Annotated in this window: 23 protein-coding genes; 15 read left to right on the top strand and 8 right to left on the bottom strand. The window is 63.5% G+C overall.

Annotation, left to right across the window (positions count from 1 at the left end; genetic code table 11):
- Positions 1-2 precede the first annotated feature (2 nt).
- From M1D74_RS03680 to M1D74_RS03645, 8 genes are all read left to right on the top strand, one after another.
- Entirely contained in the window at positions 3-764 is a 762-nt protein-coding gene (locus tag M1D74_RS03680) for an SDR family NAD(P)-dependent oxidoreductase (protein ID WP_309071936.1), read from the top strand.
- 10 nt (positions 765-774) lie between these two features.
- Entirely contained in the window at positions 775-1,896 is a 1,122-nt protein-coding gene (locus M1D74_RS03675; RefSeq protein WP_309071935.1) for an aldose 1-epimerase family protein, read from the top strand.
- A 99-nt stretch (positions 1,897-1,995) separates the two neighbouring features.
- A complete protein-coding gene (locus M1D74_RS03670) occupies positions 1,996-3,264 on the top strand; it encodes a CaiB/BaiF CoA transferase family protein (protein WP_309071934.1) in 1,269 nt (422 codons plus the stop codon).
- Entirely contained in the window at positions 3,261-4,415 is a 1,155-nt protein-coding gene (locus M1D74_RS03665) for a hypothetical protein (protein WP_309071933.1), read from the top strand. The genes M1D74_RS03670 and M1D74_RS03665 overlap by 4 nt, the downstream gene beginning before the upstream one ends.
- Positions 4,416-4,417: 2 nt before the next feature.
- The gene (locus tag M1D74_RS03660) at positions 4,418-5,209 is read left to right on the top strand and encodes an enoyl-CoA hydratase/isomerase family protein (RefSeq protein ID WP_309071932.1); all 792 of its coding nucleotides are present in this window, start codon (positions 4,418-4,420) and stop codon (positions 5,207-5,209) included.
- 54 nt (positions 5,210-5,263) lie between these two features.
- A complete protein-coding gene (locus M1D74_RS03655; protein ID WP_458116520.1) occupies positions 5,264-6,487 on the top strand; it encodes a fumarylacetoacetate hydrolase family protein in 1,224 nt (407 codons plus the stop codon).
- Positions 6,484-7,599: a LacI family DNA-binding transcriptional regulator gene (locus tag M1D74_RS03650; protein WP_458116519.1), complete on the top strand. Its 1,116-nt coding sequence runs from the start codon at positions 6,484-6,486 to the stop codon at positions 7,597-7,599. The genes M1D74_RS03655 and M1D74_RS03650 overlap by 4 nt, the downstream gene beginning before the upstream one ends.
- A gap of 48 nt (positions 7,600-7,647) precedes the next feature.
- Positions 7,648-9,210, top strand: a complete 1,563-nt coding sequence (locus tag M1D74_RS03645; RefSeq protein ID WP_458116518.1) for an aldehyde dehydrogenase family protein — start codon at positions 7,648-7,650, stop codon at positions 9,208-9,210.
- A gap of 63 nt (positions 9,211-9,273) precedes the next feature.
- On the opposite strand, the gene M1D74_RS03640 is transcribed toward M1D74_RS03645, so the two are convergent.
- Complete coding sequence (locus tag M1D74_RS03640; RefSeq protein ID WP_309072384.1) at positions 9,274-9,924, bottom strand: SDR family oxidoreductase; 651 nt, start codon at positions 9,922-9,924, stop codon at positions 9,274-9,276.
- Positions 9,925-10,129: 205 nt separating this feature from the next.
- On the opposite strand from M1D74_RS03640, the gene M1D74_RS03635 reads away from it, so the two are divergent.
- Positions 10,130-11,170 (top strand): matrixin family metalloprotease, encoded by a 1,041-nt coding sequence (locus M1D74_RS03635; RefSeq protein WP_458116517.1) that lies wholly within the window; start codon positions 10,130-10,132, stop codon positions 11,168-11,170.
- A gap of 10 nt (positions 11,171-11,180) precedes the next feature.
- Here the strand turns inward: M1D74_RS03635 and M1D74_RS03630 are convergent, their stop codons facing one another.
- Positions 11,181-12,119, bottom strand: coding sequence for a LysR substrate-binding domain-containing protein (locus M1D74_RS03630; RefSeq protein ID WP_458116516.1), 939 nt, complete (start codon positions 12,117-12,119; stop codon positions 11,181-11,183).
- 267 nt (positions 12,120-12,386) lie between these two features.
- Between M1D74_RS03630 and M1D74_RS03625 the strand changes: the two genes are divergently transcribed.
- The 3 genes from M1D74_RS03625 to M1D74_RS03615 all read left to right on the top strand — a co-directional run bounded on the left by M1D74_RS03625 (position 12,387) and on the right by M1D74_RS03615 (position 17,143).
- Positions 12,387-15,965, top strand: coding sequence for a proline dehydrogenase family protein (locus tag M1D74_RS03625; RefSeq protein WP_458116515.1), 3,579 nt, complete (start codon positions 12,387-12,389; stop codon positions 15,963-15,965).
- A 118-nt stretch (positions 15,966-16,083) separates the two neighbouring features.
- Positions 16,084-16,347, top strand: coding sequence for a hypothetical protein (locus tag M1D74_RS03620; protein ID WP_309123971.1), 264 nt, complete (start codon positions 16,084-16,086; stop codon positions 16,345-16,347).
- Positions 16,348-16,480: 133 nt separating this feature from the next.
- Entirely contained in the window at positions 16,481-17,143 is a 663-nt protein-coding gene (locus M1D74_RS03615; RefSeq protein ID WP_458116514.1) for a class I SAM-dependent methyltransferase, read from the top strand.
- Between the two features lie 41 nt (positions 17,144-17,184).
- Here M1D74_RS03615 and M1D74_RS03610 read toward each other — a convergent pair whose 3' ends face one another.
- The 5 genes from M1D74_RS03610 to aztB form a co-directional block, all read right to left on the bottom strand.
- Entirely contained in the window at positions 17,185-18,183 is a 999-nt protein-coding gene (locus M1D74_RS03610; protein WP_458116513.1) for a copper resistance D family protein, read from the bottom strand.
- 164 nt (positions 18,184-18,347) lie between these two features.
- Positions 18,348-19,577: a zinc metallochaperone AztD gene (gene aztD, locus M1D74_RS03605; RefSeq protein ID WP_458116512.1), complete on the bottom strand. Its 1,230-nt coding sequence runs from the start codon at positions 19,575-19,577 to the stop codon at positions 18,348-18,350.
- 32 nt (positions 19,578-19,609) lie between these two features.
- Positions 19,610-20,530 (bottom strand): zinc ABC transporter substrate-binding protein AztC, encoded by a 921-nt coding sequence (aztC, locus tag M1D74_RS03600; protein ID WP_458116511.1) that lies wholly within the window; start codon positions 20,528-20,530, stop codon positions 19,610-19,612.
- On the bottom strand, positions 20,527-21,705 hold the full coding sequence (locus tag M1D74_RS03595; protein ID WP_458116510.1) for a hypothetical protein: 1,179 nt from the start codon (positions 21,703-21,705) through the stop codon (positions 20,527-20,529). Before M1D74_RS03595 ends, aztC begins: the two co-directional genes overlap by 4 nt.
- A 16-nt stretch (positions 21,706-21,721) precedes the next feature.
- Complete coding sequence (gene aztB / locus M1D74_RS03590) at positions 21,722-22,600, bottom strand: zinc ABC transporter permease AztB (protein WP_458116509.1); 879 nt, start codon at positions 22,598-22,600, stop codon at positions 21,722-21,724.
- A 55-nt stretch (positions 22,601-22,655) separates the two neighbouring features.
- On the opposite strand from aztB, the gene aztA reads away from it, so the two are divergent.
- The 3 genes from aztA (at position 22,656) to M1D74_RS03575 (ending at position 25,628) form a co-directional block, all read left to right on the top strand.
- A complete protein-coding gene (gene aztA, locus M1D74_RS03585; protein ID WP_458116508.1) occupies positions 22,656-23,360 on the top strand; it encodes a zinc ABC transporter ATP-binding protein AztA in 705 nt (234 codons plus the stop codon).
- Entirely contained in the window at positions 23,357-23,893 is a 537-nt protein-coding gene (locus M1D74_RS03580) for a GNAT family N-acetyltransferase (protein WP_458116507.1), read from the top strand. Before aztA ends, M1D74_RS03580 begins: the two co-directional genes overlap by 4 nt.
- Before the next feature lie 190 nt (positions 23,894-24,083).
- Positions 24,084-25,628, top strand: coding sequence for a DUF222 domain-containing protein (locus tag M1D74_RS03575; protein ID WP_458116506.1), 1,545 nt, complete (start codon positions 24,084-24,086; stop codon positions 25,626-25,628).
- Here the strand turns inward: M1D74_RS03575 and M1D74_RS03570 are convergent.
- Entirely contained in the window at positions 25,573-26,151 is a 579-nt protein-coding gene (locus tag M1D74_RS03570) for a helix-turn-helix domain-containing protein (RefSeq protein WP_309124604.1), read from the bottom strand. The genes M1D74_RS03575 and M1D74_RS03570 overlap by 56 nt on opposite strands.
- Positions 26,152-26,171: the final 20 nt, after the last annotated feature.

The following is a 26,171-nucleotide window of genomic DNA, read 5'->3' as shown; positions in this document are numbered from 1 at the left end:
GGATGGCGGGAGACGGCGTGCTGCACGAACGGGTTGCGGTGGTTACGGGGGCGGGAGGCGCGTTGGGCCGCGCCACAGCCCTTCGTCTCGGAGCGGACGGCTTTGCTGTCGGCGTATTGGGACGCAAGAGCGTCGAGCTTGAAGAAACAGCCCTTCAGCTCGAAGCAGCGTCGGTGCCGGTTCGCATACTCGAGGTCGACCTGCGGGATTCCGATGCCATCGAAACCGCCCTCACCACCACGAACGAGACGTTCGGCCCGGTCGAAGCACTTGTGAACAACGCTGCGATTTATCCCAGCACGCCGTTTCTCGACATTCCGCTGTCCGAATACGACGACGTTGTGACAGTCAACCAGCGAGCGTACTTCTACGCCGCCCAGGTCGCGGCGCGCGGGATGGTCGAACGGCGATCCGGTGCGATTGTCAACGTCGGGTCGATCACTTGGCATGGCGGCTGGTCCAACCTCGCAAGCTACGTATCGACCAAAGGCGCGGCCGTTTCGCTGACCCGAGCGCTTGCCCGCGAGCTGGGCGAATTTGGTGTCCGGGTGAACGCGGTCTCGCCTGGGGCCTTCCCCACGAAGGCAGAGGAAATCCAGGGCGACGCCGGCGAGTATTCCGCGCACGTCCTGGCGCACCAGTCGCTGAAACGCCGTGGCCGGGACGCAGAACTCGCCGCGGTCATCTCCTTCCTGCTCGGACCGGACGCATCGTTCGTCACCGGGCAGACAATCAACGTCGACGGCGGATGGATCATGGAATGAGGATGCCCGCATGAACATTTTTGGCAGAGAAGTATCGAGGGTAGAGCTCGCAGAGCGCACCGGGGATCTGTCAGCAGTGGCTGGAATTCGCCAGGTCGTGCTGGACAACGGCGTGGAGCGAGGAGTACGGGCGATCGACCTTCGCACCGCCGCGGGCCTCGAGATCGAAGTACTCGTTGACCGCGCTTTCGACCTGGGCTCGGCACGGTATCGCGGCGTGCCGCTGGGTTGGCGCTCAGGAAACGGCTTCCGGCACCCCGGCCTGCATGAACACAATGACGAGGGCGGTCTCTCCTGGCTCCGCGCACTCGACGGGCTGCTCGTGAGCGGCGGGTTGGACCACACACTGTTCGGCGGTGAAGTCGATGCCACGGGCTACGCCTACCCGCCCAAACAGAAGGTCTCACACGGCCTGCACGGCCGCCTGACAGCAATACCGGCCCGCCTGCTGGAAGCGCGTGAGGTCATCTCGGACGACGGGGCCTCCGTCCTTCGGGTAGTAGGCGAGGTAGTTCAAGCCACCTCCTTCGGCGAACACCTGCGCCTGACCCGCAGTATCGAAGTGGACTTCGACGGCCGCGAGATCCGGCTGCACGATGTCGTGGACAATCTCGGATTCGAGCGAACACCGCACATGTTCCTCTACCACCTGAACTTCGGCTGGCCGTTGGTCGACGAGGGCACCGAATTTGTGGCCGCTATCGACTCGACTCTGTGGGCCTCCGATTCCGTTTCGTCCCAGGCGGTCTCCTACCGGAAACTCCCCCAGCCCCAGAAAGGCTTCGTTGAGCAGGTATTCGAGCACGAACTCATTGCCGATGACACGGGCCGTCATCGTGTTGCACTGCTCGCGGCTGACAGCGGTTTTGGCGTCGAGGTGTCCTGGGAAGCAGCAGGGATGCCGCACTTCTTCGAGTGGCAGAACCTGCGCAGCGGTCAATACGCCATCGGTTTGGAGCCCTCCACGCATCATGTGAGTGGCGACGCAGCGGCCCGCGATGACGGCTCGATGATCTGGCTCGAGCACGGAGAATCCCGTGACTACCGCACCACCATCCGCGTCCTCGAGGGTGAGAACGCTGTGGATTCAGTGCGCAGCACCATCCGAGCGGTTGGCGACCAACCCGAGTAGTCCACCGCCGGCACTGAATATAACTTCACACCCAGGGACGCACCGTCGATCTCCGATTGACCGACGGATGCTTGGCCCCCCCGAAATAGAGGAAGCACAATGAGTAACCCAATAGACGACGATGCGCCGGAAGTGCTTTCGGGTATCCGTGTGCTCGACTGCTCAATCGCCATGGCAGGACCCTTCGCCGCACAGCGACTGGGCGATCTCGGCGCTGACGTGATCAAAGTCGAGCCAACCACCGGAGAATGGCAGCGCCATGCCGCGGCCGGTGGAGCAACAGGAAACCGAATCAACGTTTCATTCCTGTCGCTTAATCGGAACAAGCGTTCCATTGCGGTGGATCTGAAATCGCTTGAGGGCAAGGACATCATCTACGACCTCGTCAAGACGTCCGACGTGTTTCTCCAGAACTACCGGCCCGGCGTTGCAGCCCGACTGGGTGTGGACTACGAAACGATCAAGGCAATCAATCCGGGCATCATCTACGTGTCGATCTCCGGCTACGGCGAGGACGGCCCCTACCGGAACCGGCCCGGGCAGGACCTGCTGCTCCAGGCGATGAGCGGTGCAATGCTCTCCGCGGGCCGCCACGGCGAACCTCCAGCAGCGGCGGGTCAGTACCTCGTCGACGCCGTGACGGCGTCAACTGCCTTCGAGGGGGTACTGGCCGCCCTCTTCCACCGTGAGCGCACAGGTGAAGGCCAACTGGTTTCGGTCAACATGCTCGATGCGATCACCACCTTGCAGATGCAGGAACTGTCGGTCTTCACGGTGGGGAAGGTTCCGCAGACACGTGGTGCACAGCCCCACGCTCACGTCTACATCCGGGCACCCTACGGCACCTTCTCGACGTCGGACGGTTTCATAGCGCTTGCCATGCCGGACCTTCACCTTCTGGGAGATGTCATCGGTGAGCCTTCTTTCCTGGGGATGGACTCCGAGACCGACAGTTGGACCAGCCGCGACGAAATCTTCGAAAAGACGGCCGCGCGCCTCATTACCCGCACCAGCGCCGAGTGGCTCGAGCTTCTCAGCGCCGTGGGCATTTGGGCCGGCCCCGTCTACGACTACCAGGATCTGATTGATGATGAACAGATCGCGCACAACGGCACCTTCATCGAGTACGAGCACCCCACCGAGGGTCTGGTCAAAACTCCAGGATTCCCCTACCGGCTGTCCGCGACGCCTCCGCGGATTCACCGGGGCGCTCCGGTCGCCGGCGAACACACGCTGGAGATCCTCACTGAACTGGGCATGGCAGAGACCCGCGCGGCCGAACTGATCGATGCCGGTGTTGTAGCCGAGGACGGACCTGTCAGCGCGGGCCAGTCCCCCGTTTCAACCGTGGGCCGAGGGTCGGCGTGAACACCTATCGAGGCATCACGTGGGACCACCCCCGCGGCAAAAATGCACTCCTGGCCGCCGCGCGGGAAGAGCAGCGCCGCGACACCGGGTTCCGCCTCGAGTGGTCAGCGCATTCCCTTGAAGGCTTCGAGTCGCACCCTGTCGATGATCTGGCCAGGAGGTACGACCTCATCGTCCTTGACCATCCGCACTTGGGTGAGGCAGTCGAGCATCAATCCCTGACTCCCCTGGACACGGTGTTCGGACTGGAACGTCTCGAGCAGTGGTCCCGCCAGGCCGTCGGACCCACCTTTGACTCGTACTACCTGAACGGGCACCAGTGGGCGCTTCCGCTCGATGCTGCAACCCAGGTTGCAGTGCGCAAACCTGACCGCGTACCGGACGCTCCGGTTACCTGGAACGACGTCGAGGACATCTCGACCAAGGTTCCGACAGCCCTCTCGCTTGCCGGACCGCATGCGTTTCTGACCTTTGCCTCCATCTGCGCCGCCTACGGTGCACCACTGAGGGACGCCTACGGGGCTGACGCGGGCGACTCGATGACTGAACTGGTAGCGGATGACACGGCCATCCCCGTCCTGGAACTCATGCGGTCAATTAGCTCGCGCGCTCCAGAGGGTTCACTCACCCAGAACCCGATCAGCCTGCTCCAACGCATGACCGACACCGACGACATTGCGTTCTGTCCGCTCGTGTACGGCTACGTCAATTACTCGTCTCCGTCCCTGCGCTTCTCGGATGCCCCCAGCGCCGTCGCTGGCGGTCGCCACGGATCGACCATCGGAGGCACCGGACTCGCCATCAGTGCGCGCACCCAAGTTACCCCTGCACTCATCAGACATGTCGAGTGGCTGATGAGCGCCAGCACTCAGCGCAGTTTCATTCCCCAGCATGACGGCCAGCCGTCCAGCCGGGGTGCTTGGGTGGACGATGAGGTCAATCGTGCATCTGATGGTTTCTACCGCTCCACTCTCGCCACGATCGAAGACTCCTGGGTACGGCCCCGGTTCCCGGGCTACATCTCCTTCCAGTCGAGCGCTTCAGCAATCATTCGGGCGGTGGTCGCCGGGCATGAGCGTGCGGAAAGCGGCCTCGCCAGCCTGCGCGCCGGGTTCGTCAACGCGCTGCCCGTAACCACAGAAAGGGTCTGACCATGCTGTCCCCCATCGAGCTGGAAACCGAGGAGATCATTGTCGATCGCTCGGACTACGTCGCCACCATCACGCTGAACCGCCCACAGAAGCTCAATTCAGTCACGCAGGATATGTCGGACTCGCTGGTCGCGGTGGCCGAATGGGCCAATGAGAGCGATGAAGTGCGCGTTATCATCCTGACCGGAGCCGGAGGACGATCCTTCTGCGCCGGGTCTGACATCCGGCAGTTGGACAAGTACGCCACGCCCTGGGATTTCCGGAATCGCGCGGACTACTGTGATGCGCTTCGCCTCCTGCGCAAGCCTGTCATTGCGGCGGTCAATGGATACGCGTTTGGCGGAGGCCTGGAGACAGCCATGTCCTGCGACATACGGATTGCTTCAACAGCGGCGTCCTTCGCTGCCCCCGAGGTCAAACTCGGATGGATCGGAGGAGGCGGGATGAGTACGTTCCTGGCACATTCGGTGGGATCGAGTAACGCCGCGCTCATGCTGATGACGGGCGAACCGATCGACGCCCAGCAGGCGCTGGCCTGGGGCCTCGTCTCCGAGGTGGTCGACCCTGATGCCCTGCTCCCCCGAGCGGCCGAAATCGCCGCGATCATCGCATCACGTCCGCCGATCGCTGTAGAAACAGCCAAGGCGAACCTGCGCGCCGCGTACAACCTGCCGCAGGACCAGGCAATCGCGTATGAGCGGGATCTGCAAACGATCACTTTCGCGACCGAGGATGCGAACGAGGGCCGCGCTGCCTTCGCCGAGAAACGGCAGGGAAATTTCCGACGCCGGTGAACCAGTCCCAGACACCCCGCACCTAACACCATGCCAGAGCAGATACACGGAGACATGATGAGCATTAAGAAAACAACCGGCAGTAACAATGCGCTGAAGCGGCCGGGTACATCATTCCTTGGTGCAGCCAGCCGGACGCTGCCCGAGGACGGGTACGCGGGAACACTTGTCGGTCGGGTCTGGGATCCGGCGGTAGCGGGCCCCTCTCCTGTCATCCTCCTTGAGGACGGCGTCTTCGATCTGTCAGCTTCCTTCCCAACTGTCAGCGAGCTTTCCGAGCACCCTGATCCAGTTGCCGCTGCACGTGCTGCCGCGGGGGCACGACTCGGTGGCCTTGATGAGATCTACGAGAACACCGTTGCCCGTTCCGGTTCGGGACCGCGTTTCCTCGCGCCGGTTGACCTGCAGACGCTCCGGGCAGCAGGCGTCACCTTCGCAGTCTCCATGATCGAGCGGGTCATCGAGGAGCGCGTACGTGGAGACATCGAAGCCGCAGCCAGGATGCGCGAGAAGATTCTGGCGGAAATAGGCACCGATCTCCACGAGATGCGTCCGGGTTCTGCAGAGGCCGCGGGGCTCAAGAGCTATCTCGTAGCGGAAGGGCTCTGGAGCCAGTACCTCGAAGTGGGAATCGGCCCTGATGCCGAAATCTTCACCAAAGGACCAACGCTCTCTGCCATCGGCACGGCGGCCCAGGTGGGAATCCTCTCCACATCGTTGTGGAACAACCCCGAGCCCGAGGTCGCAATCATTATCGATTCACGGGGACGCGTCGTGGGCAGCACCCTGGCCAACGATGTGAACCTCCGGGACGTGGAAGGCAGAAGCGCGCTCCTGCTGCCCAAGGCCAAGGACAACAACGCATCCTGTGCCCTGGGACCCTTCATCCGGCTCTTCGATGACTCATTCGACCTGGACTCCGTCCGGCAGATGCAGGTGAACCTCGAGATTGATGGTCCTGACGGCTTCCACCTTGATGGAACGTCGGAAATGGCGCAGATAAGCCGCGACCCGCTGGACCTCGTGGGGCAGCTCATCGGCCCACAACACCAGTACCCGGACGGCGCGGTGCTGATGCTGGGAACAATGTTCGCGCCCATTGTCGACCGGGATACCAAGGACCACGGGTTCACCCATAAACGGGGCGATGTGGTTAGGATCTCTTCCCGCGAACTCGGTACGCTTGTCAATTACGTCGAGGAGAGCGAGAGGTGCGAGCCGTGGGAGTTCGGAATCGGCTCTCTGATGCGCAATCTCGCCAGCCGGAACCTGCTGTGACCAACACAGGAACGTCGGCAGCCATAGACGCTCAATCTGATGCAGATCGGGCCGACGCCGAGGGGTCGGCAAGCGAAGCCGGCAACCACCGGCAGACGCGGCGCTCAACCAACACGGTGACGCTGTCGGATGTTGCCCTTCATGCGGGCGTATCGCCCCAGACTGTCTCCCGTTCCATCCGTTCTCCGGAGCTGGTCTCGAAGTTCACCCTCGAACGGGTGCGGCAGTCCATCGAGGCCACTGGTTATGTGCCGAACCTCGCAGCGAGCAATCTCGCGTCGAACCGCAGCATGACGGTCGCAGCGATCATCCCGGCCATCTCGGCGTCGGTGTTCGCGGATGCGCTGCACGGGCTCGACGAAGTCCTCGCCCCAGCGGGATACCAGCTGTTCATCGGTTCCACCGACTACCGTCCGTCCCACGAGGAAGAACTTGTGAGGGCGTTCCTAGGACGCCGACCAGACGGCATTTTCATTGTGGGCACCGACCATTCACCCGTGACTGCTCATCTGCTTCGGGAATCACAGGTTCCCATCGTCGAAGCCTGGGACTTGACCGAGAATCCCATTGACAGCCTCGTCGGATTCTCGAACGGCGATGCCCTACAGGCCATCGTCGACTTCACTGCTCAGCGAGGTTACAGGCATCCTACTTTCGCTGGTTCATTCCAGAGCGGCGACTTTCGTGCCGTTGCCCGTAAAGCCAGTTTTGAAGACGCGGTGCGAAGGTTATATCCGGACGAACCGATACGAGTGGTGGATTCGGGGGGTTCGAAGGTTGACTTCGAATCGGGTCGGCAACTCCTGGACGTGACGCTCCGAGTACACCCCGAGACAGATGTCCTGATGTTCGCCAGCGACGTCTTTGCGGCCGGTGCCATCCTCGAATGTGCGCGCCGTGGCATCAGAGTTCCCGATGACATCGCCATCACCGGTTTCGGTGATTTCGAGATCGCTCGGCACCTGGTGCCCACGCTCACTACGGTCGCTGTGCCCAACCGTGAAATCGGGACCACCGCAGGTCAACTGCTTCTCGGACGCATGATGAACAAGTCTTCGCTCACAAGGAAAGTTGATCTCGGATTTTCCGTTGTTGCTCGTGAAAGCGCCTGAGCCACGCCGCGACGTCGCCGTCCTCCCTCCTCTGACAAGGACTATTGAATGTTGAAGACCACCAATCCCCGCACGGGTGTTAGCGCTACAGTCAACCGCCAGCCATCGACTCGGACCGATGTGGAGGCTGCCGCTGAGCAGGCCGAGATAGCTTGGCGCGAGCTCATGCGGCGAGGACGCGCCTTCCGGGCGGAACTACTGGAAGCAATCGCCACATACGTCGAGGAAGCGCGCGAGGGCCTCATCACTACTGCTGATTCTGAAACAGGGCTCGGGACCGCCCGCCTCAATAGCGAGGTGAGTCGCTCAGTCTTTCAGTTCAGGCTTTTCGCGGAAGCTGTCCGGGAAGGCAGCTATCTCGAAGCGATGATCGACTCCGCCGGTCGGACGCCTCTAGGAGACGCGTCGGATGTCCGGCGCATGTTGGTATCCATCGGGCCGGTTGCCGTCTTTGGATCGAGCAATTTTCCTTTCGCTTTCTCGGTCCTGGGCGGTGACACCGCATCGGCCATCGCCGCTGGCTCGTCCGTCGTAATCAAGGCCCACGGTTCTCATCTTTTGACGTCGCAGCTTTCGCTGGACGTGCTGCAGCAGGCTGCCCATGCAGTCAATGCACCCGAGGGGACTTTTGGTGCCGTCTTCGGTCAGGAAGCAGGGCTGGCTCTGGTCAAGCATCCGGCAATCAAGGCGGCCAGCTTTACCGGCTCGCTCTTCGCGGCGGAGTCCCTGCAGCGCGCGATCAACACCAGGCCGGACCCGATTCCGTTCTTCGGGGAGCTCTCGAGCGTCAATCCGCTGATTGTGAGCGAAGGTGCAGCGAAAACTCGGGGTGCAGACATCGCATCCAACTTGTTCGCCTCCTTCACCGGGTCTGCCGGCCAGCTCTGCACCAAACCTGGCATTGCGTTTGTTCCGGAGGGTCCCCAAGGACAACTGCTCGTAGATTCCCTGACGCAACTCACCCAGCAAGCCCCTTCACAGGTTCTTCTGAATGACCGAATTCGGACTTCTTTTGCCGAGATCTCAGAAGGGCTTGTGCGCGCGGGGGCAACCCCGCTCGCAGGCATGCAGGATGCCGCCAGGAGCAGGCATGAAGAACCCGCGGAAGAACCTTCCGGTGCTTTCAGCGTCGCTCCGGCTCTGTTGGAGACCCGAGCGTCAATCTTGAGTGCCGACCTTGCCGAGGAGTGCTTTGGCCCGCTCATCGTTATAGTCCGCTATACCTCACTCGATGAAGTCGCTGAGGCGTTCACGCACATCCCGAAGTCGCTGACAGCTACCCTGCACTTTGAAGAAGACGAGGACGATGTGCTGTCCCGGCTGCTTCCCACCCTGCAGGACAACGCGGGGCGGATTGTCTTCAACGGCTACCCGACGGGCGTTCGCGTTACCTGGGCTCAACATCATGGTGGTTCGTGGCCATCCACCAACTCACAGCACACATCGGTGGGCGTAACCGCTGTGCGGCGTTTCCTTCGTCCAGTGGCCTGGCAGAACGCTCCCGCAGCAGCGCTGCCCAAGGAACTGCGCGACGATTTCACAGCAATCCCCCGGCGTGTCAATGGGGTCCTTGCCCTTTCGGAGAAGGTGACGGTCCTCTCGGGCACGTGAAACACCGCTGCCCCCGCACCGAAACAGTGCGAGGGCAGCGGACGAGCAACGACGACGACGGCGCTAAACCACCTCGAGCGCCTCCGCAATCGGCGTCTCGCCAGTGTTGAACTGGATGAACTTCCCCACCGTCCCGGGGTTGCTCAGCACGGCCGCAGCGACCTGAGCCACGTCCTCACGCGCAACCGAATCCTGCTGCGGCTCGCTCGAAACCTCGATCGACCCCTTGCCCGGATCGGTCGTGAGCGCGCCCGGACCGAGAATCGTCCACGCCAGATCCGTTCCGCGCAGGTACTCGTCCGCAGCTGCCTTCGCCTCTGCATAGTGGAAGAACCCGGTATCCTCGGGCACGCCGTGATCCTTCCGCGCACCGATGTAAGAGACCATCACGTACCGGTCAACGCCGGCTTCCTTCGCCGCATCCATCGAACGAATCGCCGCATCCCGATCGATCGCATAGGTATCCTCCGGGCTGCTTCCGGCAGCCCCAGCCGACCACACCACTGCGTCATGCCCACGCACGACGTCGGCCAGCTCGCCGACCGACAGCTGCGTTACATCCGCGACGACGGGCTTGCCGCCCGTTTCTTCCACGTCGCCGGCATGATCCGGGTTGCGGATGATCGAACTCACCTCATGACCGGCACCGGAAAGGATCCGGGACAGGTGCAGCGCCACCTTTCCGTGGCCTCCAATAATGGCAACTCGTGACATGACCGCTCCTTCTCGTTGTGGATGTCCTGTTCGGCCCAACACCGAAGACCGGCTTGTCATTCCACCACCGGTGAGAAGACGACGACGAAGGCTGAGCTCGGCACTCAGCTTTCGGGCAGGATTGCCGCAATTGCGGGCATCTGGCGGTGCTCGTCCAGGAAGCTGTTTCTAGGGATAGAGGCAGACGGGAAAGAAGCACACCATCATGGGGGTACTGGACCGCGAGTGGTTCCAGAGAGACGATGCGACGCCATCGAAGGGACGAACGCCGAACCGAGAGCGGTCGTCGTCGGAATCAGCGCAGGAAGGATTGCGCCAATCACCTTCAGGACGCGTCCCGGAGTGGGCGCTCGAAGAAGCGCTCAACCAACAGCTCCGCTCCTACGCGGCTGAAACCAACGGACGACGACGGAACCGCGACCGGGTAACGCGCCGTCGTCGTCCGCGCTCATCCGCTTTCAAGCTCCGTCTGCGCACCGCTGCGCTGGTCGCTTGTGTTGCTGCGCTTTATCTTTCGCCCTCGTTCCTCGAACGCGCGGTCCTTCCAGACCTGACTCCCCACCTGCCGTGGTCGAATGTCCCCCCTCGCGGAGTGGAGGCAGCAGATGCCCCACTGGGGACGCCCCCGCCATCGACCGGGTCCGCACAGTACGCGTTGTTTCCCTACGAAGACCTGGGGCAGGAATTCGTCGCCTATGACCCGTGCCGTCCAGTTCACTATGTGGTCCGCCCTGACTTCGCACCTGCGGGTACAGACGGAATCGTCCAGGAAGCGGTCGCCGAAGTTGCTGCAGCGACGGGTCTGACATTCGTTTTCGATGGTCCGACCGGTGAAGCGCCCAGCCCCGGCCACCGCGACCCCTATCAGCCCGAACTGTACGGCGAGCGCTGGGTGCCTGTGCTCATCACGTGGACGAGTCCCGCAGAAGTGCCCGAACTTGCCGGTGACGTAGCTGGCCTGGGAGGCAGCGAGATCGCGCAGCGGCCGGGGAAGCCGCTTGTCTACGTCGCCGGTCAGACGATGCTCGACGCACCGGACATGACGCTGATGCTTCAGTACCCGGGTGGGCGGGAGCAGGTGAAAGCGATCGTGATCCACGAGCTTGCGCATGTGCTCGGACTCGACCATGTCGACGACCCGACGCAGCTGATGTACGGCGAGAACACCGGTCAGCTCCAACTCGCCGACGGCGACCGCGCCGGTCTTGCGAAGCTGGGAGCCGGCCACTGCGTTCCTGAGCTCTAGGCCGGTACCCCTAAGTACCGGACTTCCCCGGCGCGTCCAGGCCCAGCGCTGCCGCTTCGGCGGTCAGAGCTTCGCGGATAGCTGCAATAGCCGGATCACCCGCACTCGACCGACGGGCCGCGGTGAAGATCGTGCGCCGTGGTCGGCCAGGCAGCTCCACCAGGCGGGAGCGCTGTTCCCGCTGCGCCCAGACCAGTTGCGGGAGCAACGCCACGGCATTGCCGGACTCGACCAGCCGCACATGCGTCTGCAGGTCCGCGCTCTCAAAACGTACGTCCGGTTCAAACCCGGCGAGGCGGCATTGCTGCTCGGCCCAGTGCCGTGAGGCAGCGCCATGGGGTTCCATCACCCACGGAAGCCCTCCGGCGTCCTGCAGGGAACCGACCCGGTGAAAGTCTTCCGGTGCCCCAGCAAGGTCGGTGGGGACGGCAAGCTGAATTTCGTCGCGGGTCAATGGGTCGCGGTCCAGCGTCTCGTAGTGCTGAGCGGCGTGTCCGGGATACTGTTCGGCAACCACCAGGTCGAAATTGCGCGCCCACGTCTCTCGCAGAGCCGTCTCCGGTTCGTGCTGCACCATCTTCACCTGAACCAATGGATGCCTTTCGCGGAGGGTGCGCAGCATGTTGGGGATCAGGGCAAGCGCCGCGGTCTGAAAGACGGCCAGGCGGACCGTCCCGGACACTATGGGCCTCGTGACGGCCAGAGCTGCTTCCGCTCGCTCGAGACCATCGAGCAACTCCTCGGCATATTCCACCAGCACCATGGCGTGCGCGGTGAGCTGCAGACGCCGCCCGCTCTTGCGGAACAGCGCTACTTTTGCCTCGCGCTCGAGCAGCGATAGCTGCTGGGACACTGACGACGGGCTATACCGCAAAGCCGCTGCTACTTCAGCGATGGTTCCGCGGATGCTGAGTTCCCGCAGTAGCCGCAACCTATGGATATCCAGCACGTCAACGACCGTTCACTTTTGATGAAGATTACCCGTCGGAAAAGGTAACTTTTCCTTAACTTCCCTCAGCCCCATACTGAAAGTCAAGCCCCTGAACAATCGGCCAAAGTCGGCAGACGGACTGGGGACTGCTCCGGGATCTTTCGCAGCACGACAGCTCCCGAACGCGCTTCACCAAGGACCGAGCCTGAGCGGCGAGGTCAACCCCTGAACCTCAATGCCCTCAGCCCGGCCCTGCGCCGAAACACCACCCCCGAGGAGTACCGTATGACCGCTGTAACAGGCATCAGCACCGAGCTTGTCCGCCCCAGTGACCTCGCTGAGGAAGTGGTGGCGTTGGTTCGCCATTGGCTGGCTGAGGGAGCCAAATTCCCGGTTGACGCCGCCGCCGCTCAGCTGGCCGGGGTGCTGAAGGACCCGCACGGTCTCGAGTTCACGGTGGGCTTCGTCGACGGCGTCATCCGTCCCGAGGACAAGTCCGTTGCTGCCCGGAACCTGAAGACGCTGGCTCCCAAGGTCCCGTCCTTCCTGCCCTGGTACATGAAGTCGGCAGTCGCCGTCGGCGGGAACCTGGCGCCGGTGATCCCCGGCGTCGTCATTCCTGTTGCACGCAAGGTATTGCGTGAGATGGTGGGCCACCTCATCGTGGATGCCACCGATGCCAAGCTCGGCCGGTCGATCTCCAAGATCCGGCGCGAAGGTATCCGCCTCAACGTGAACCTCCTCGGCGAGGCGATCCTCGGCGAGAATGAGGCATCCCGCCGCCTCGAGGGCACCCACAAGCTCCTCGCCCGCGAGGACGTGGATTACGTCTCCATCAAGGTTTCCTCCACAGTAGCCCCGCACAACCACTGGGCTTTCGACGAAGCCGTCACCCACATCGTGGAGACGCTCTCACCGCTGTTCCGCCTCGCCGCGTCATCCTCACCCCGCAAGTTCATCAACCTGGACATGGAGGAATACAAGGACCTCGACCTGACCGTCGCCGTCTTCACCCGCCTGCTCGAGAAGCCTGAGTTCCACAACCTCGAAGCCGGCATCGTCCTCCAGACCTATCTGCCGGATGCACTCGGCGCCATGATGGGCCTCCAGGAATGGGCAGCAGCCCGGACCGCAAACGGCGGCGCACCGATCAAGGTCCGCGTCGTGAAGGGCGCCAACCTACCGATGGAACAGGTCGACGCCGACCTGCACGGCTGGCCGCTGGCGACCTGGGGCACCAAGCAGGACTCCGACACCTCCTATAAGGCGGTCATCAATTACTCGCTGACCCCGGAGCGCATCGGTAACGTCCGCATCGGTGTTGCCGGTCACAACCTGTTCGACATCGCCCTCGCCCACCTCCTGGGCAAGGCACGTGGCATCACCTCGGGCATCGAGTTCGAGATGCTTCTCGGCATGGCCACCGGCCAGGCCGAAGCGGTAAAGCGCGACGTCGGTTCCCTCCTCCTCTACACTCCGGTAGTCCACCCTGCCGAGTTCGACGTCGCTATCGCCTATCTGATCCGCCGCCTCGAAGAGGGTGCCAGCCAGGAAAACTTCATGTCAGCAGTGTTCGAACTGGACAAGAACGAAGCGCTTTTCGAGCGCGAGAAGCAGCGCTTTCTCGCCTCGCTGGCCGCGCTCACCGACACGGTTCCCGGGCCGAACCGGGTTCAGGACCGCAGCCGCTTTGACGCCGACACCGCCCTTGCCGAGGTAACCGCTCAGGCGGACCTCGAGACAGGCGCACCCGGTTACGGCGGACCCACTGCCGGCTTCACCAACACCCCCGATACCGACCCCGATCTGCCCGCGAACCGGGCCTGGGGCCGCGCAATCCTCGACCGCGTTCCTTCCTCCACCCTTGGCGAGGCAACAGCGGATACCCACGAGCTCAGCACCAGCGATCAGCTCGAGGCCGTCGTCGAGAAAGCACTCACCCGTGGTACCGCCTGGGGATCCCTGACCGGTGCCGAGCGCGCCGCGGTCCTCCACCGCGCGGGCGTCCGTCTTGAGGCACACCGTGCGCAACTGCTGGAAGTCATGGCATCCGAGTGCGGCAAGACCCTCGACCAGGGTGATCCTGAGGTCTCCGAGGCCATCGACTTCGCCCACTACTACGCCGAACTGGCCAAGGAACTGGACAGCGTGGACGGGGCCAAGTTCATCCCGTCGAAGCTGACCGTGGTCACGCCGCCCTGGAACTTCCCCGTCGCCATCCCGGCCGGTTCCGTCCTCGCAGCGCTGGCCGCCGGATCCGCGGTCATCATCAAGCCGGCCCGCCAGGCCCGCCGTTCCGGTGCCGTCATGGTCGAGGCACTCTGGGAGGCCTTCGACGAAGCGGGAATCGACCGCGACGTTCTGCAGTACGTCCAGCTGTCCGAGCGTGAGCTGGGCACCGCACTGGTGTCCCATCCCGCCGTCGACCGGCTCATCCTCACCGGCGGCTACGAGACCGCCGAACTGTTCCGCTCCTTCCGCAAGGATCTGCCTCTCCTGGCCGAGACCAGCGGCAAGAACGCCATCATCGTCACCCCGAGCGCCGATCTGGACCTCGCAGCACGCGATGTCGTGCAGTCTGCTTTCGGCCACGCCGGGCAAAAGTGCTCGGCAGCGTCACTGGTCATCCTCGTGGGATCGGTTGCCACCTCGCGCCGCTTCAACCAGCAGCTGAAGGACGCCGCGCAGTCCCTGAACGTCGGCTACCCCGTAGACCCGCGCACCCAGATGGGGCCGATCATCGAACCTGCCAACGGCAAACTGCTCGGTGGGCTCACCACACTCGGTGACGGCGAGTCCTGGGTCCTCGAACCCAAGCAGCTTGATGACTCAGGCAAACTCTGGAGCCCGGGGGTGCGCACCGGCGTCCAGCGCGGCAGCGAGTACCACAAGACCGAATACTTCGGCCCAATCCTTGGCATCATGACCGCTGAAACGCTCGAAGAAGCCGTCAGCCTGGTCAACGAGATCGACTACGGCCTCACCTCCGGCCTGCACTCGCTGGACCCGAAGGAACTGAAGTACTGGCTCGACAACGTCCAGGCCGGCAACCTTTACATCAACCGTGGCATCACCGGAGCGATCGTGCGCCGTCAGCCCTTCGGCGGATGGAAGAAGTCCGCGGTCGGCGCCGGCACCAAGGCCGGTGGCCCGAATTACCTGGTGGGCCTCGGTGAGTGGAAGGACACCCCGGTCCGGGCGGTCACCGAAGCCCCGCTGTCCGCTCCGGCCCGGAAGTTCCTCACCGCAGCCGCCGACGCCGTCAGCACCGGCGACATCACTCCGGCTGATCGGGCATGGCTCGAATCGGCACTGGCTTCCGACGCCGTCGCCTGGCAGACCGAGTTCGGCGCAGCCCGCGACGTCTCCGGACTCCACGCTGAACGGAATGTCTTCCGCTACCGGCCGCTTCCGGTCACCATTCGCTATGAAGCAGCGACGTCCGGGCACGGCGTGGCCGAACTGCTCCGCGTAGCCTCAGCGGGTGTGACCGCCTGGAACGGACGGCCCGAACTCAATGCGCTGACCGTCAGCACGGCAGAGGCGCTTCCCGAGGCTGCCGCACACGCCCTTCGGGAGTCAGGCATTGTTGTGGTGGCCGAAAACGCTGAAGCCTGGGCCGCTCGCGTCAAGGGTTACGCAGGGAAGACGGGCCCGGAGTCGGGGGTTCGCATCCGCCTGATCGGCGCTTCCGTCGCCGAGACAGCCGAGGCCGCCGACGGCAAGCCGGACGTCGCCCTCTACGCGAACGACGTCGTCGCCGCCGGCCGCGTGGAACTGCTCCCCTTCCTGCGTGAGCAGGCTGTGTCCATCACAGCGCACCGGTTCGGCACCCCGAACAACCTCACCGAAAATCTCATCTAGTACAAAGCAACACGGGCCGGGTCTGTTCATTCGCACAGCGGGTGAACAGACCCGGCGGCGTAGAGTTAAACCCATAATTTCAACCCGCCCGAAACCGACAACGAGGTCAGAATCAGCGATGAAGAAGCACAACCCACACCATCCCGAGCAGGGAAAAAACACCCACACAACCCGTCAGGCCCGGACCGGGGAACACTGCCCCCTCGACGGCTGGTGGGCACCTGCCGACAGCAAAGCAGACCAGCGCTACATCGGGCGGGGGAATGTCCTCCCGGCCTATGACGGGGACAGCGTCACCTGGACACTCGTCGCCACCAGGTCCGGTTCGCGGCAACCGAAATATGCCCTCCCCGGGGCAGGAGCCTTCATTGATAATTTCTAAGGCGCGCACATTCGGCGCCCCCGTTCGGAAGCCTCTCCGGCACGCCTGCGAAGACGGGTGCTACTTCTGCAGCGGCCCCGAAACCGACTGATCTCCCCTTGACGGCGTGGTCCCGCGGTTCCACAGTTGGTCCGTGACCGTTCCCGATCCGGAGACTGAGCGGGGTCCCGCCGGACTGCAGCACCCCCGTTTCGCCCGCGCGTATGCCAGGGCAGTCGAGGGTATGAACAGCAGAGGAGGGACGGAGCACCGTCGTGCCCTGCTGACCGGCTTGAGCGGCTACGTGATCGAGATCGGTGCCGGTGAGGGGTCCAACTTCGAGCACTATCCGGCGACGGTCACCGAGGTTCTGGCTGTGGAGCCCGACGATCACCTCAGGGAACTGGCCCGGCGTCGAACCTCTTCCGCACCGGTCCCTGTCCGGTTGGTCGCCGGAACCGCGGAGCACATCCCCGCTGCCGGTTACAGCGCCGATGCGGTGGTTACCAGCCTCGTCCTATGCAGCGTCGCGGATCAGGGGGCAGCTCTTGCGGAGGCGCGCAGGGTGCTGCGTCCCGGAGGGGTTCTGGCCTTCTACGAGCACGTCCGGTCCGACCGGAAATTTCTGGCTGCTGTCGAGGACCTGCTGACGCCGCTCTGGCAACGGGCTGCCGGCGGCTGCCACCCGAACAGGGACACTCTGCAGTCGATCACCGCCGCCGGCTTCAAAATCCGGGACAACGAGCGGTTCGGTTTCTCCGTCCAGCCCCTGGCGCCGCCGGTGGCGCACATCTTGGGCCACGCCGTCGCGCCCTGAAGTGGCAGTCCGTTCGGAAACGCAGTCTCGGTGGGGCAGCGCTATGCAGGCACAGGCGGCTGCAGCGCCACCAGGGCAACTGCCAAACCGTACGCGACGCCCATGATTACCAGTTCACCGGTGGCAAGTTTTCCGAAGTCAGCTCGACTGAACGTGTTTCCGTCGAGCAGCCGACGCCGGTGCATGGCCCCGAATGTGATCAGCAAACCCAGCACCAGCACCTTCAGAAGCAGAACCAGCCCATAGGACGACGACGCCAGGGTCGCCAGATCGGGTACGCGCACCAGTGCGCTCATCACGCCGCTCAGTGCTACCACCGTCGCGCAGATCAGGGCGATCCGGCTGAACCGGCGCACGGTCAGGTGCAGAAGGTTGCTTCGAATCAACGCCAACCAGGCGAGACCTCCCAGTCCGCCGACCCACAACGACGCCGCGGCGATATGCCCGGTCATACTGAACATCGCCAGGCCGTGCCCCGACTCGGAGGCGGCGTGCCCGCCGAGGGCCAGCGTCGTCGTGCCCGCTACCGCGAGGAAGAGCGCCATGCGCAGCGCGGTAAGCGTCCGCGCCATCGTTCCGATGACGGCGCTGGCGAGAAGGAATGCGATCTGCGCGATAAGCGCCCGCCCCGAGGCCAGCTGATCCAGGAAAAGACCGAAGTCGGAGAATCCAGCCTGCAAAGGACCGGCGCCCAGCACATCGAAGTAGGTCAACAGCAGCAGCACGCCACAGGCGACGACGGCGGCAAGCGCAGCTGTGCTCCCTCGCCTGCCCAGCCTCTCGGCTTCCGGCGAGAGTTCGTCGCCGCGTGCGCCCCCCGGCAGGAGCACTCCAACGCAGAGGAGCGCGATGGTGACCAGGCTCGTGAGGTGCACCAGCGCGCGGGCGAGCGGCAGGGTCCAGCCCACCCAGCCGTCCGGCATGCCGTCGTCGAGCACTGCCACCGCGGCAAGCGGAATCAGCGTGACCAGGAGGGATGCCGCGGCAAGCTGGCCAAGGAACCCCCAGGAAGGCACGTTGCGCTGTTTCGCGCTGCGCATGTTCGTGCTGGGCGAGCTGCGCGGAAACACGTGCATGGCTGCCTTCCGCGGTAGGGAACAAGTCGGTACAGCGATCCTAAGCCAGCTTTGGACCGGTATGCACAGCAGGACCCCGCCGCTGACCGTTCGTTCCGCGACGGGGTCCTGCTGCCCTGCTAGTCAGATCATCCGGTGACGGCGGTCAGCTCGTTCGGAGTCTGCTCCAGCTCACCGGTTCCGGTGATTTCCCCGGATTCAACGTCAACAGCATGGATGGTGTTGGTTGACGGATCGGTGATGTAGGCCGTGTGGTCCTGGACGAAGATCGTCGGGCGCGGCTGCTGCCACTCCAGCGGTTCCTCCCACGCCTCGATGACCGGGAAGCTGTTGGTGATCTCCGCGGTCTCCGGGTCGATCACGTGCAGCGATCCGTCCGTCCCCAGCACGAGTGCTTCCCCGTGCGGGCCACGGGCGAGGGAGCGGAAGCTGTAGCTGGTGCCGAGGTCAACCTGCGTGAGTTCCTTGGTTTCGGTGTTGATCAGCGAAATCTGTTCGGGGCGCTCAAGTTCGGCGTCGGGATCCTGCTTGTAGTCGCCGAGTGTGATGACCGATTCCTCGGAGCCGGCCTGGTTGCCGATGCGCCCGTACTCCGTCGGGCTGTCCAGCTTGGTGATCTCGCCGTCGCTGTAAATCAGAACGCCGGTCTCGCAGCCGATGACCACTGCCTCACCTGCCGCGGTGGCCTCACCGTGAACACCCGGGCAGTCCTCGTTACGGGCGATTTCCTCACCGTTCTCGTCGAAGACGACGATGCCGGGGCGCTCCTCGTCGTTGCCGAGGGTCTGCACCATTTCCCCGGTGGAGAGCTCGACGGCGACACCGTGGTGTGCCTCCTCCGAGGCGTGGGTTTCCACCTCGGGCTGGCCCTCGGCGAGGTCTTCGCTCTCGAAGACGGTGATTTCGCCGGTGCCGTCGCTGAAAAGGATGGTCTTGCCGCCGTGGCGGACTACGTGACCGGGCTTTGTTGTGGGGAACACGATATCGGTCATCGCCGGTTCCTCCGCGTAGGAGGTGTCACCCTCGCTCCAGACGCCCGTATCAAGGACTTCGAACCCGGCCGCCGTCGAAATGATGACGTGGCGTCCGTCACCGGCCGGGTTGATCCGGTTGAAGCCTTCCATCGGGAAGTCGCCGAGCACCTCGAAGGTTTCGCCGTCGAGGACCTGCACGCCGCCGTCGTAGGTGGTGACTACGCGCGGGGTGGCCTCGGCAGCAGTTGCTGCGGAGTCGGTGCTGGGCGTGCCTTCGGTTTCACCTGCGGTGCGTTCTCCGGCATTGGTGCCGCAGCCGGTGAGTACGAGGCCGGAGACGGCGAGCGCCGTCACCAGGCGTGCGGGTTTTGAGCGGTGATGCATGAGTATTTCCCTTCGGTTGGATGGTGTGCAGTTCATGAAAGTGCGCTGGTGATGCGTTCGGTGTTGGCGCGCATCATGTCGAGGTAGGTCTGGGCCCCGGAGCCTTCCGTGCCGAGGGACTCGGTGAAGAGCGGAACCACGGCGATGTCGGTCCCGGCTTCCGCGGCGAGGACCTCGGCGAGGCGTTCGGGTTGTGAGGAGTCGGCGAAGATTGCGACGACGCCGGCTTCCCGGATCTTCCCCGTCAGGTCATCGAGGTCAGATGAGCTGGGCGAGGCGAGCGTTGTGCCGCTCGGGATAACCGCACCGATCACGTCGAAGCCGAACCGCTGGGCCAGGTACCCGAAGACGTGGTGGTTGGTGATGAGCTTCCGCCGGTCCTCGGGGATCGCTGCGAAACTGTCTTCCATCGCCGTCTCGAGCTCCTTCAATTCCGCCACATAGGCGGCCGCCTGATCCCGGACCGCCTCCTCGTTGACGTCGTCTACGTGCTCGACGATCCCGTCGGCGATCGCCTCCGTCGCCTGCGCCACCCGGCCTGGGTCTGTCCAGAAGTGAGGGTCGTCCGCGCCCTCGGTGCTGCCGTCGTCGTCGTAAGTGAAGGAGATCGGCTCGATGGCGTCCATGGCGGCGATGGTGGGCACACCCTGGGCGGTGGCCGTCTCGACGTGGTTGAGGACGCCCTCCTCAAGCCCCGCGCCATTGTGAATGATGAGGTCCGCGTTCTCGATCTGTGCCGCCTGCTGCGCCGAGATCCCAAAGGAGTGCGGATCGGCGTTCGATTCCATCAGTACGACGACGTCGGCTTTATCCCCGATGACGTTGCCGGTGATGTCGCCGAGGATGTTGGTGGTGACGACGACGGTTGGAGTGTCGGCCGCCGCGGCCGAGCATCCGCTCAACCCGGCCGTGAGGGCAAGGGCCGCTGCGGCGACCTTCAGTGCGCGCTTCACAGCCCGGTCTCCAGAAGGAAGTCGACGGCCGGGACGTCGAAGGTTCGGGCTACGCGGAGGTTATCGGCGTAGTCGATCTCGTACACGGTCGACGACGCCGGGTCGCTGACGTAAGCGCGGGAGGTGTCGATGCGGAGTTGCGGTATCTGGTCCGTATCGGCGTCGAGCAATTCGACGGAGGTGATGATCTCCCCCGAGGCGGGGTCCAGGGAAAGCAGCGAACCGTCGGTACCAATCGCCAGCACCCGCTGACTGTCACCCACGGCCGCAGCGGTGACTGCAGCGACCGGGGTTGCGAGAAGGGTCCAGGTACGATCTGAGGCGTCGAGGTGCCAGACTCCGTCATCACCGGCCGGGCCGGCGAGTTCAGTGGAGCCCGGGCGGTGTTCGAGGGTCACAACCGGGTCCGCCGCACCGGAAGGGTATGGGATGTGCTCAGCGGTGAACGCGCCGTCGTTCTCGGTGAACAGCAGGGCACCATCGGTGCAGGAGAAGACGACGCCGACGCGCGTCTGTGCATGTGAGCTCAGTCCAGGGCAGCTTTCCTTTGCGAGGACTGTCTGGTCCTGAGAGTCGCGGACCTCGACGCCGTCGGGCTCCTTCGACCCTGTTTCGGCGGTGCTTGCCAGGAAAGATCCCTTGAACGGGACGACGACGCCGCCGTCGTGAGGGCTGGTGGTAATGCGTCCCGTTTCGGTGGTCTCACCCGCGTCCATGTCCTTAACGCTGTAGAGCGAAGCGAAACCCTCCGAATCGGAGAACACAGCGACCGTCGAGCCATCCCCCGCGACTGATCCCGGATCGGGGATTTCAATGGTGCCTACCGGCTTTGGCTGGGTGCTGTAGTAGTGCTTGTGATCACCATGTGGCACCGTCCAGGCGCCTGTGTCGAACACCTCCACCGTGTCACCGCTGGAGATGAAGGCGTAGCGCACGTCGAGGTGAACCGCATCGACCGGGCCAAAAGTGCCGGCATCGGCCTTTTCCTCCGTGAGCAGCGAGAGCAACTGGGCCTCGCCGGTTTCGCGGTCAAAGGTGAGCAGCCCGGTCTGCGGTTCAGCGTTTTCCTGTGCTCCCTCGATGTAGCCGTGAGGGGTGGCTTCAGCGGTGGGCGCGGTGCCGGCGTCGGGCGTGTTGTGGGTGCCACAGGCTGTGAGCAACAGCGGAAGGCCCAACAGTAGGAGTGGGACTTTAGGGGTGGAGCGGTGCACTGGAGAGGAGTTCCGTTTCTCGTGAAGGGGAGGGTGTCGGCGCCGTTCGCGGAATGAGCGCGGAGGCAAGTGCCGAAATGAAGTAGGACAGCGCTGCCACGAGCGCGATGGTGGCTCCGGCTGCGGTGGAGGCGTACCAGGAGATCCACAGGCCCGCGATGACGCTGGCTGATCCGATTGCGGCGCCGAGCACCATGACGGCGCGTATGGATTTGGCCCACACCAGCGCTGCGGCCGGTGGAGCGATGAGCAGTCCGAACACCAGCAGCGTTCCGACCACCTGGAAGGATGCGGCCACCGCGAGGGTGATCAGGCAGAGCAGGATGAAGTGGGTAAGGCGTGGATGCAAGCCCAGGCTCGCTGCCTTCTGCGGGTTGAACGCCACGGCGGTGAAAGCACGGTGATTGATGGCTGCCGCTGCCAGGACTACGACTCCGACAATCGTGAGCACCAGGATGTCGTCAGTCCCGACAGCGAGGACGTCACCGAACAGGGTTCCCGTCAGGTCCACAGCAAAAGATCCCGCTGACGACACCAGGATCACTCCCAGCGACAGCATCACGACAAACAGCAGCCCGATCGCCGTGTCCTGCGAGACGCGTCGATTGCGTGTGATGACGGAGACCCCAGCGGCTGTCGCCGCTGCGCTGACCGCTGCTCCGACGATCAGGTTGCCGCCCAGAAGAGAGGCGATCGCGATACCCGGAAGCAATCCGTGCGCCATTGCGTCTCCAAGGAATGCCATGCCGCGCACCACTACCCAGGTGCCCACCACCGCACAGGAGACTGCAACCAGCACGCCGCCAATAACTGCACGCTGCACGAAGGACGCGCTCAGGGGCTCGAATAACCATTCCATCGTGATTCATCCTATATTGATAATGAGAATGATTCGCAAATCGAGGAAGAAGCCCGTGGCAACAGTGATTTTGAGCGACATCAGTTACGCCTATCCGGACAGACCGGCTCTCAGCGGAGTGTCGCTCACATTCGAACGCGGCGTACACACGGTCATAACGGGTACCAACGGGTCCGGAAAGTCCACCATGCTTGCCCTGGCCGCAGGCGTACTGAGGCCACAGTCTGGTTCGGTGCTCTTGACCACAAGCCTCCGTCCCGCGTTCGTCATCCAGCACACCCGCACCTCGGAAGTCCTCCCCTGCACCGTTCGCCAGGCGGTCGAGATGGGGCGATGGCCGCACCGGCGGGCACTTCTACCGCTGCGTCCGCGTGATCGCCAGGTCGCCCTTTCATCGATGGAGCGGATGGGGATCGCGGATTTGGCAGGGAGGCAACTCACCGAACTGTCCGGGGGTCAGCGTCAGCGGGCACTGATTGCTCAGGGGCTGGCCCAGGAATCGGACGTGCTCATGCTCGATGAGCCCACAGCCGGACTCGACCGCGCGGCACACGAACTGATTCGCGCAGCCATCGGCGAAGAACTGCAGCGGGGCGTGACGGTGATTGAGTCAAGCCACCATCCCGAGGACATCGATCGGGCAGAGCGTGTAGTCACCCTCGCGGGCGGTCGCGTCGTCGCGGATACGGGTTCACCGGGTTCATCGCTTTCATCATCGTTGTCGGCACGAACGCCGATCAGCGTTACCCTGACTTCGTGACCGTTGTTATTGACCATGCCACCGCGAACGACGCCGGCCCGCTAGCTACGCTGGCCGCCATCACCTTCCCACTGGCCTGCCCACCGACCTCCCGACCTGAGGACATTGCGCACTTCATTGCTACAGAGTTGTCCGAGGAGCGATTCACGCAGCACATTGCGGATCCCGACAAGATCCTGCTGTGTCTTCGTGAAGACGGGCACCTCCTCGCCTGGAGCATGCTGGTCAAGGACCTCCCGAAGGACGAGCAGGTTCGGTCCTCACTTTCGATCTTTCCGACGATCGAGCTGAGCAAGTTCTATGTGCATCCCTCCCAGCATGGGCAAGGGTCCGCGGCGCGCCTGATGGAAGCGTCGCTGGAGATCGCATCGAAGGGAACCGACGCCCAGGGCATCTGGCTCGGCACCAATGACCGCAACGCCCGGGCGGTGCGCTTCTACGAGAAGCACGGGTTCACGCGCGTGGGCGCCAAGACCTTTCAGCTGGGCAGCGGCGTCGAGACCGACTTCGTGCTGGAGCGTGCCCTCCGTTAGGTGGAGCACCCGTTAGGCCAAACCTGCTTCAGGTACGAATAACGGCTCATTCGGCTCGGGATGACGACGGCGGCTGCGGCGGCTCGAAGAAGGACTGTGCTCACAGGCTGTGGATAGATCCTCTATCACCACTCCTCCACATTGGCGGTATTCCATCGCGAATAGTACACAGCTTCGATAAAATTTACGTATGGCCGTCGCACTATTTGAACGTCAGGAGGAAGACTCCTCCCTCCTACCTGCAGTGCATTCCGACCTGCTGTCCTTCGCTCAGCACTTCCAATCGAGCTACCTGACGCTGAGCCAGGCAGAAGTTGCGACGACTCTCGTAGCGGTCGAGCGAGTGTCCAGGATCGTCGACCATCTCCAGACGCTGGCAGCCCGCGCCGCCGAGGACCATCAGCTCGAAGCGATGAACGCTCGAGAAAGCTACAAGAGCACGTCTGAGTATCTGCGGGTAAGAATCGGTATCAGCCGTGCCGAAGCGAATCGACGTTTGCGGCTGGGACAGGACGTGGTGCCCGCTATACCCGGACCAGGGGCACCGGCCGAAGCTCCGATGGCCACCCTGGCCACAGCAACCAGTGCTGGAACAATCAGCAGCCGTGCAGCAACAGTGATCCGGGATGCGGTTCACCGGGTACGAACAGTGGCAACTCCGGGTCAGCTGGACGCCATGGAAGCGCATCTGACGAACCAAGCCATCGAGTCGGACGAGGACATCCTGAGGGTACTGGCGCGACGCTGGGAGAGCGTGATCGATCAGGACGGCCAGGAACCGACCGAGAAGACGCTTCGAGCCAGGCAAGGCGTGTTCCTCAAGGGACGGCGTCATGGCCTCCACTTCATGGAGATCGGTGCCACGGATGAGCAGTTCGAGCATCTTGTCACCGTGATGAACACCGCCACCAACCCCCGAGTCAGTGGCACACCCCCGTTTGGAACCCAGCCGCAGGGCGGGTCCCGTCCGGATGGTTCCACGGGCTCGGCCAAGCGGGAATCGCTGAACACCGGCGGCGATTCGGTGCTCGAGTACCCTACGCGAGCGCAGGAATTGCTCGACGGCCTGGTCTCGGCATGCCAAATTGCACTCTCCGGCGATGGCCTCCCAGCAACCGGCGGCCACCGCCCGCAGGTGATGGTGACCATCAACTACCGCGATCTCCTCAGCGATCTGGGGCATGACGGTCATTCCGTTTTCGCCCAACAGATCGGCGCTCGAAGCATCCGGAAGCTGGCATGCGACGCGGATATCCTGCCCCTAGTACTCGGCGGAAAGGGTCAGGTCCTCGACATAGGGCGCGCCCAACGCCTCTTTCCACCGCATATGCGCCGAGCGCTGGTTGCACGCGACAAGGGTTGCTCATTCCCCGACTGCACAACCCCCGCAACCTGGTGCGAAGCCCACCACATCATCCCCTGGGCGGCGGGTGGGTCCACCAATATCAGCGACGGCGACTTACTCTGCTCGCGGCATCACCACGTGATCCATGAGGGGAATTGGGCTGTCGAATCGATCTACGGAATTCCCTGGTTCAGACCGCCGGCATACCTCGATCCCAAGAGAACCTTGAGACGGAACAGATACTGGCAGGTGGAGGACGCCGTTCATGAACAACTCGCCCGCGGAACCTCCGCACAGCCCAATCTTGAGAGGGCTTCTGCACGCATGCAGGGCGCTAGGTGCTCTTCGCCCGAAGGTGCAACCGCTCCCCCTGCCGTCCGAAAAGGCTGAGAAACTCCACGGGATGCCTGTCTGCCTTCCCGAACCAGTGCGGCACACGGGTATCGAACTCCGCTGCTTCACCGGCCGGGAGCACAAGGTCAAGTTCGCCGAGCACCATACGCAGGTTTCCGTTCAACACATACAGCCACTCATATCCCTCATGGACCTGGGGATCCGGCTCTTCCATCGGCATATCCGCGTGCATCACATGCTTGTAGGCCTGGATGCCGCCCGGTCGGCGGGTCAACGGCACCACTGTCATGCGCCCCGACTCGATGGGACGGAGATGTACACGCGGATCACCGGTAGTCGGCGCTCCAACCAATTCATCGAGCGGGACCTGATGTGCCTGCGCCAACGGAAGCAACAACTCCAGATTTGGCTTCCGTTGCCCAGACTCCAGCCGGGACAACGTGCTCACAGAGATTCCAGTCGATTCCGACAACGACTGCAACGTCACATCCCGTTTCACCCGGAGCGCCCGAAGACGTGGACCAACCGCCGCCAGAGCCTCGCCAATTTCGTCACTCATTGCTCCAGTTTGCCATTCCA

This window comes from Arthrobacter sp. D2-10 (assembly GCF_054161285.1).
This window is presented reverse-complemented; position numbering and strand designations above follow the sequence as displayed.